Origin of the sequence: Heyndrickxia sporothermodurans, assembly GCF_003055045.1 — a bacterium.
Lineage (GTDB): Bacteria > Bacillota > Bacilli > Bacillales > Bacillaceae_C > Heyndrickxia > Heyndrickxia sporothermodurans.
Genome location: NZ_NAZB01000073.1, coordinates 1 through 7,141 on the forward strand (window position 1 = coordinate 1; position 7,141 = coordinate 7,141).

The 7,141-nt window shown below is 41.3% G+C and carries 8 protein-coding genes; all 8 read right to left on the minus strand.

Annotation, left to right across the window (positions count from 1 at the left end; translation table 11 throughout):
- Nucleotides 1–597: 597 nt before the first annotated feature.
- A complete protein-coding gene (locus B5V89_RS18750) occupies nt 598–3,021 on the minus strand; it encodes a virulence-associated E family protein (RefSeq protein ID WP_108073466.1) in 2,424 nt (807 codons plus the stop codon).
- Between the two features lie 35 nt (nt 3,022–3,056).
- Nucleotides 3,057–3,347, minus strand: coding sequence for a MazG nucleotide pyrophosphohydrolase domain-containing protein (locus B5V89_RS18755; RefSeq protein ID WP_108073467.1), 291 nt, complete (start codon nt 3,345–3,347; stop codon nt 3,057–3,059).
- Nucleotides 3,348–3,540: 193 nt separating this feature from the next.
- Nucleotides 3,541–3,816, minus strand: a complete 276-nt coding sequence (locus B5V89_RS18765) for a DUF3310 domain-containing protein (protein ID WP_181294719.1) — start codon at nt 3,814–3,816, stop codon at nt 3,541–3,543.
- Between the two features lie 14 nt (nt 3,817–3,830).
- Nucleotides 3,831–4,031 carry a hypothetical protein gene (locus B5V89_RS18770; protein ID WP_108073476.1) on the minus strand — a complete coding sequence of 67 codons (201 nt, stop codon included), beginning with the start codon at nt 4,029–4,031 and terminating at the stop codon, nt 3,831–3,833.
- Between the two features lie 14 nt (nt 4,032–4,045).
- On the minus strand, nt 4,046–4,186 hold the full coding sequence (locus B5V89_RS20335; RefSeq protein WP_213083819.1) for a hypothetical protein: 141 nt from the start codon (nt 4,184–4,186) through the stop codon (nt 4,046–4,048).
- Nucleotides 4,170–4,583, minus strand: coding sequence for a hypothetical protein (locus B5V89_RS18775; RefSeq protein ID WP_108073478.1), 414 nt, complete (start codon nt 4,581–4,583; stop codon nt 4,170–4,172). The genes B5V89_RS20335 and B5V89_RS18775 overlap by 17 nt, the downstream gene beginning before the upstream one ends.
- A gap of 215 nt (nt 4,584–4,798) precedes the next feature.
- On the minus strand, nt 4,799–5,200 hold the full coding sequence (locus B5V89_RS18785) for a beta clamp domain-containing protein (protein ID WP_108073482.1): 402 nt from the start codon (nt 5,198–5,200) through the stop codon (nt 4,799–4,801).
- Nucleotides 5,201–5,235: 35 nt separating this feature from the next.
- A partial coding sequence (locus B5V89_RS18790) for a DNA polymerase (protein ID WP_108073484.1) occupies nt 5,236–7,141 on the minus strand: 1,906 nt, incomplete at its 5' end.

The window sequence follows — 7,141 nt, forward strand, 5'->3', positions numbered from 1 at the left end:
ACCAACCTATCTGGCACACCTGCATTACCAGGTGATTCGAATTTATAGGCTCTCCCTTTTATTTTTTTCACTTCATCCCTCAAATAAATTTCAATATCTCTTTCTCTCATTTCGGTAGCCTCCAAAACCATTCTGTGGATCCGCCCTCACTCCAATTTGCGTTGTTGATGGTTTCAATTCTTAGACTCTTTCTAGCTGCTTTGAATTCAGATTTTTTAAATCCTTGTTTTTTAAAGTCCTCTCTCACCTCATCGCAAAGGACAAAATCTCTATCTTTCAAAAAATTAAAAAGCCATTTTTCACAGTCGTTCAATTCTGCTCCTCCTAACATCCCTGTCTACTTTAAGACCCCCTATATGCATATATACTAAAAATAGGCATTAGGTATATATATAACCCCCTATATTACCTATTTATTTATATTCTTATACTTAAGGTAGACAAGGTAGACATATAGTAATAAATATAGTTATATCAAGGGATTAGGCGTCTACTTTCCCGTCTACTTTCTCAAAATTTAAAGTAGACAAGGTAGACATTACCAATATTTACAAGGTAGACAAGGTAGACACTTTTTAGATAGAAGGTAGACACTTTTTAGGCTCTTACATATCCACCTTTTACCTTTCCATATGGACCGTATCGGTAGGGATTTTTTTGTTTTTTCCATCCCTCGATTTGCTCCAATATGTCATTGATGGCAATCGTATCCGCTCGTTTCATAAAACGGATTTCTCCGCCTAAACACTCGACCCATATCTCTGCTGCACATACTCGGTCTCTTGGTTCGGTAGGCGTGTCTACCTTTCCAAACTCACCGGACCAATACATTTTCCTCGCGCCAATGTCTTTCTTCTGCCAATCTAACGGCACTTTTCTTTCGATAAATTCTCGAATAAGACTCTCTCGTGGATCTTGCTCCGAATGGCTTTCCTGCTGCCGTTTCGCCTCTTCTGCAAGTTCCCCAGTTAAAAACGTGCTCTCGCCCAACCGCCAATGCATCACTGCCTCCGCCCATAACTGATCCACTTCTGAATCTAAATGGTGAAACACGCTTTTTGTCGGTTGCTGTACTCCAACATCGATCGGAAGAAAACGCCGACCACCTGTTGGATCCTTTAAATAATCACTCCTGTTTGATGTACCAAAGAACACACACCGTCTAGGATGCTTTTCTGTTTTCCGTGCATAGGCAGCCCGATATTGGTCTTCTGTACGGCTTAAAAATCCTTTAATAGTATTTACATCACTCTTGTTATAAGCGCTCATTTCGCCTATTTCCACAAGCCACACACCTTGTAAAAGTTCAGCTGCCTCTTTACCCTCAAAGGATTCAATGCTATTGGTAAACCAAGATTTTCCCATCTTTTGAATTAACGTGGTTTTCCCCATTCCTTGTGCGCCGGTTAAAACGGGCATAGTATCATGTTTGCATCCCGGACTCATTGCTCTTGCAACGGCAGCGATAAACGATTTACGGGTAACAGCCCTTGTATAGGGTGTGTCAGCTGCCCCAAGATAATCAATAAAAAGGGTTTCTAGGCGCTTTACTCCGTCCCAATGCAAACTATTAAGATAGTCAACAACAGGGTTGAACCGGTTCTTGGCTGCGCACAAAACCAAAGCATCATTAATAAGGTCACGAACACGGAAACCTAATATCTTTTCAAGATAACTCCTAAGACCTGCATCATCCGATTCCGTCCACAAAAAAGGTCCTTCTTCTTGATCTCTCGGTGCCCAGGGAAACGGTGCGATGCCAATAACGGCATCCGCAAAGGAATCCATACGAATGCGCCCTCTTAAATTAGGATCGCCTTCAAGCGCAATCTGTGCATTTTCTATAGATTTCAACGGTTGCCCGGTTGTTGGACTAATCTTTAACTTTTGAATCCAATTGAAATCCTGTTCGGTTGCTGGGGATCCCGATTGTCCCACTGGAGAACCGAAGTCTTGCATCGCCTGCTCATACCGTTCTTGGTTTAACGCTGCCCCTACTCCTGTATCATTTAACGCAAAAGCGCTCATTTGGACGAAAGAAGGTAACTTATTGACAGGTGTATCGGGCTTTGCTTCATCGTCTAATTCTCCAAACTTATGCAAACGGACCAAGTCAAAGGCATTAACAAGACGACCACTACACGGATCCGTAGCATGGTGGGAATAAAGAAAAAGCCCATCTTCATAGATAACCGCACCGCCAACCGTAGAGCCTCCTACAAAGGTATATCTTCCGGATCCATCATCAGTTGGAGTGTAGACGCCCGGTAAAAAGGTTTCTATGGCAGAATGAATATCGTATTGCCGGCAGAACGCGCCCACGACTCCGCGCTTTTCAAGAGGATTCCCTTGCTTTGCTGCCAATCGTACATGCGTTTGATTCGCTCCAGGTACTTCTGGCCACTCTTGTATGTTGCGCCAATCTCCATAAGTAGCGAGTAAACCGTCTGTGTCTAAGAAAGGTTTATCTCCGTAGTTAAAAACGTACTGGCTGTCAGAACAACAAGATGGCCAATACATTAAGCGCGAAGCTTCGAACGTGGTAGGATCCGCAAGAGACATTCCAATGAAAGATGCCAGCTTACGTGCTAAAGGCTCGTATTCATCAGCTGTAGCCGTGCGACTTAAAGGAACTAATACACGTAAACGAGGCTTGTTTTCCTCATGCTTTCGGGTAGAGTAGGTAACATAAGCGCACCCTAATCCCTCGAGTCTTTTAAGTACGTCAGCTGTGCCACCGGCAGGGATATTGTCCAGGTCAAGCGTGATAATATCTCTACCGGTTACATTGGATGCCTTACGCCGATTCCCTGCTAGTGTACCCCCCACAAATCCGCCAACGTCCTTTAGTTCGTCTTGTTGGGATTTTGGTAGTTTGAGATATTCCGCAAGTGTTTCCGTTCCTCTTGCAGCTGTACGAAGTCTTTCCACCATGTCGGACCAATATAAAGTTTGAGGAGGCCACTGGGTAGCCTTACGACTCCCAGCAGCTGATATAATAATTTGTCTGTCGAATTGCATATTGATCACCTAAGTTCTGGTTATTTTCCTTTCTGTTAATACGCCTTTCCTCCGTGCTTATATGATCTGTGTTTATTTCTTTCCATTTTCATTAAGATAGCTTTCTCAAGGTCAATATCCTTAGCCCCGCATAGATCAAAAATACGAATGCAAACATCTGCTAACTCTTCTGCAAAATTTTCTTCGTCACCTTTCCGATCTGCCTCAAGTGCTTCACTAACTTCACTATGGATTAACGCTAAGAAAGTTCCTGTTTCTCTTGGTTCATCATGCCATCCTTTTGAGATTGCCGTAGCAAAAGCTTCCTCACATAATTTATTAATCATAATCTTTCCTCCTGTTTCCTTCGTCGTACTTTTTGCACCTTTATCCCGAAACGTTTTTTGAAGCGTGTTAGCGTAGAGTTATTGCAAAAGAAATGTTTCTCTACGATTTCCTTATCCGTCTTTCGTTGCTTCTTTAGTTCCAGATACGGTTCTATATGATTTTCATTTAATAACGGTACATTGCCCAAACTGATCACTCCTTTTGTGCGTCCTCCAAATCTATTAATTTATTTAAATAAAACAAACCCTTTTTCAAATCCTCGACTCCGTTTTTCTTATCGAACCGCGTTAAATATTTAAGACAATTTATCCGATAGAAGCCTTTTAACTCAACCTTACTAAACTGCAATTCTGCAAAGGCTATGACATCGATTCCGTTCCGATGATAATGAGATGGACGGTTAATAACATCTTCTTTCGGTTCATTTTCATAATTGATGTTGCGTGGAATAAATGGACCGTATGACAAGTGACTCTCTCCTTCTAAAACCATTTATTTTTATCCGATTGGACATCGATTTCACGAAAAGACTGTAGAACTAACTCATACTTCAATTCCTCATAATCTAATTCGTGAAGGTCTTGCCCAAGTTGGCTTTTTGTTACGCCTGCTTCTAGCAACCGTTCAAGAACAAAATTTCTTTTCATTTCCGTTGTTGGTTGTACAGAGTTGTAGTTTCTCATGGCTATCAACTCCTTTAATTAATAGGTTTCCATCCGTTTCGAATACGTGCTTTTAATTCGTATTTCTTTAAAGGCTCGTACAGGTAAACCTTTTGTTCACCTTCTACACGAAACAACAGTGTCCACTTTGGCTGACGTTTACGCTTTCGAGCCATCATCAATTACCGCACTTGGAATGTGCTTAAAATCGTGAAAATACTTTGACATATCGTACAGCTCGATATATCCTTTTTGGTCTTGTTTGTATGTTAGAGTCAGACGATCGTCACTAACAGCAATTTTCAGATTAAATTTTTTCAACTTTTTCAAATAGGCTTGAAGGACTTTATAGTTGATAATAATTCCGCCAACCTTTACTGGAACAACCCATGATGCAGAATATATTTTTTGCAAACGTACAAGATTATCAAGCTTGGTTTGAACATGGGCGGGAATAAGCTTATCCTTCTTGTGCAGCTTTCTTAATGCCTTTTCCGCATTTTTATAGCCCTGGGCTTTTTGTTTCATTTCCGCTTTAGCTTTTTCTAAATCTCCACTAACAACAGTAATCACTTGACAAACCTCCCTTTAATGCCTTTTGATCGGTAGAATAAGAGTTTTTAAGTCACCTGTTTCATCTTCGATCAATAAAGGCTGATGTCTACCGTAAAAATTCACTTTAACCGTTTCACATTTTGCTGCCTTAAACAGTTTCATAGTTTCCAAGAGATATAGAGCATTAAGGGAAAAAGGCTCCTTAAATGATTTAGATAAAGTGTAGGAACCCATCATGACTCCAGCAAAGGTAAAAGCAACGGTCTTATCTCTAAAATCGATATCCACTCTCTCTCCTTAGCAACCATTCCTGTGTGATAAAGAATATCTGCAGCTTGTAATAGTTCACCCACTTCAAAAACGATTTCTTGTTGCGGATCGTTGTATGGCATAAGTCTATCTACTGGAGGATAATTTCCTTCAATCTTTTTTCCTTTAGGAGTAATAACGGACCCTAAGTCTTTATCATGATGTGTACCAAACGCTTTATATAATCTGTGCGAATCAGTGACAACCAACGAACCGTCCTCATGATGAAAAACACCTGCTAACACCGGACGTGTCGGATTGATTTTAGTTGCGTTCTTGGTCACTTTTTCAGCATGTCTCATGAAAACTTCGTAAGAGATAGGCATATCTTGTCCTCCTTTTGCATAAATTCTAGTAACAATCAATCTTTTTTGTAATATTCAGAAACAAAACCAGCTGCGTTTAGTGGAAGTCCAGGCGCCCAGCTGATTTCTTGACTCATGATCTTTTCAACTTTTTCTAAATCCGCTTTTTCTTTCGGTACGTCCAGCACGGCTTCATCGTGGATATGCATGACAGTTTGATATCCTGCCCTTTCTAACCGGTCAAGCGTGACAGCCAAACAATCTCTTGCGATGGCTTGTACCACATTCTCGACCAATTTCCCGCCGTAAGTGCTCGTCTGTTCCCACTTCTTCGTTGTTTGGTTTAAGCCGTAATAATAAATCGCTTCTTTGCCGAAATCGTTCTCGGATAAGAAAGGTTTTACATAAAACAACTTTCTACCACTTGGAAGGGTAATAGTAAGAAAATCTAACCCATTTTGAATGTCACTTTCACGCGCAATGATTAACCCTCTTACTCCCGCAGGTTGCCCGGTTCTCATAACAGACAAGGCAGCGTTTTCAAGCGAATACCATAAGTCTTGTATTCGTTTATTTGATGATCGCCAACGTCTTACAATGTCGGGTAATTCTTCTTCCGTTAATCCCATATTCAAGGCACCCATAGAGATCAACGCTCCGGATCCACCTTGATAACCTAAAGCCAATTCAGCGACTTTTCCTTTTTGACGCAATTCATATTCGGGATTGCCTTTCTTGATTAATTCGATCGGAACACCAAACATTTGGGATGCAGATGCTTCATATATTTTTCCATGAGTGTTGAAAACATCTAACCGCCATTGTTCTCCTGCAAGCCAAGCAATCACCCTTGCTTCAATCGCTGAAAAGTCGGATATAACTAGTAGATTCCCTTCACTTGGAACGAAAGCCGTTCTGATCAATTGGGAAAGGGTGTCCGGCACATTTCCGTAAATCAGCTTCAAGGCATCCACTTTCTTTTCTCTTACTAATTCACGCGCATGGCCAAGTGTTTCAAGATAATTTCGAGGGAGGTTTTGTACCTGGACTAATCGCCCCGCCCATCGTCCGGTACGATTCGCACCGTAAAACTGTAAAAGACCTCTTACCCTGCCATCATCGCAAACAGCGCTTACCATCGCCTCGTACTTTTTGACGCTTGTTTTTGAGAGTTCCTGCCGTATTTCTAGCGCTCTCTTAACCTCGCCTTCGGTTGACTTTACAAGATTGGAGACAGTCTCTTTTTGCAGGTTATCCACTTCCACACCCTTTTCTAATAACCATTTGGTTAATTGGGCGGCACTGTTAGGATTATTTAATCCTGTAATTTGTTTAGCTTCTTCCGTCAGCGTTGCTGTTGTCACATCATTTATGTAAAGAGCCCCATCGATTAGCTGACGATCCACTGCTACACCATAAGCATTAATCCGTTGATCCAATTCCCACATTTTTTGTTCTTGTAAAGGCACAGGAAACTTAGATAACTTATTTTCAATCTCTTTTTCTACTTCAACGTCTTGAATATTGTATTCTTTAAACAGTTCCCACTTTTCCGGTTCATGATGAGGGAGTGTTCGGGTGCGGTTGCCATTTTTCTTTGTTGGTTTGGTTGGCGTACAAAACAATTTAATGAGAGAGTTACCTACCGTCATTTTTTGCTTTTCTTGCGGCAAACCCAGTGCTTTTGCTGTTGGTCCTAATCCTGCTGTGTACCCACAATACAAGCCGTGGAACATCGTGCATCGCCAATGTGATAGCCAAGATAACGGATCCCAACCAAGATACTTACTTAAGCAATACCATTCAAAAGCTGCATTGTAAGCGTGCTTTGTAATCTGTGCATCAGCCATTGCTATAATGATTTCTCCCGGCAATCGCTCACCTTGTGCTAAATCTACGATCTTGGTAGGTTCGCCATTGATTGAGTAAGCGAATAATAAAATTTCAAAGTCGGGAGACTGT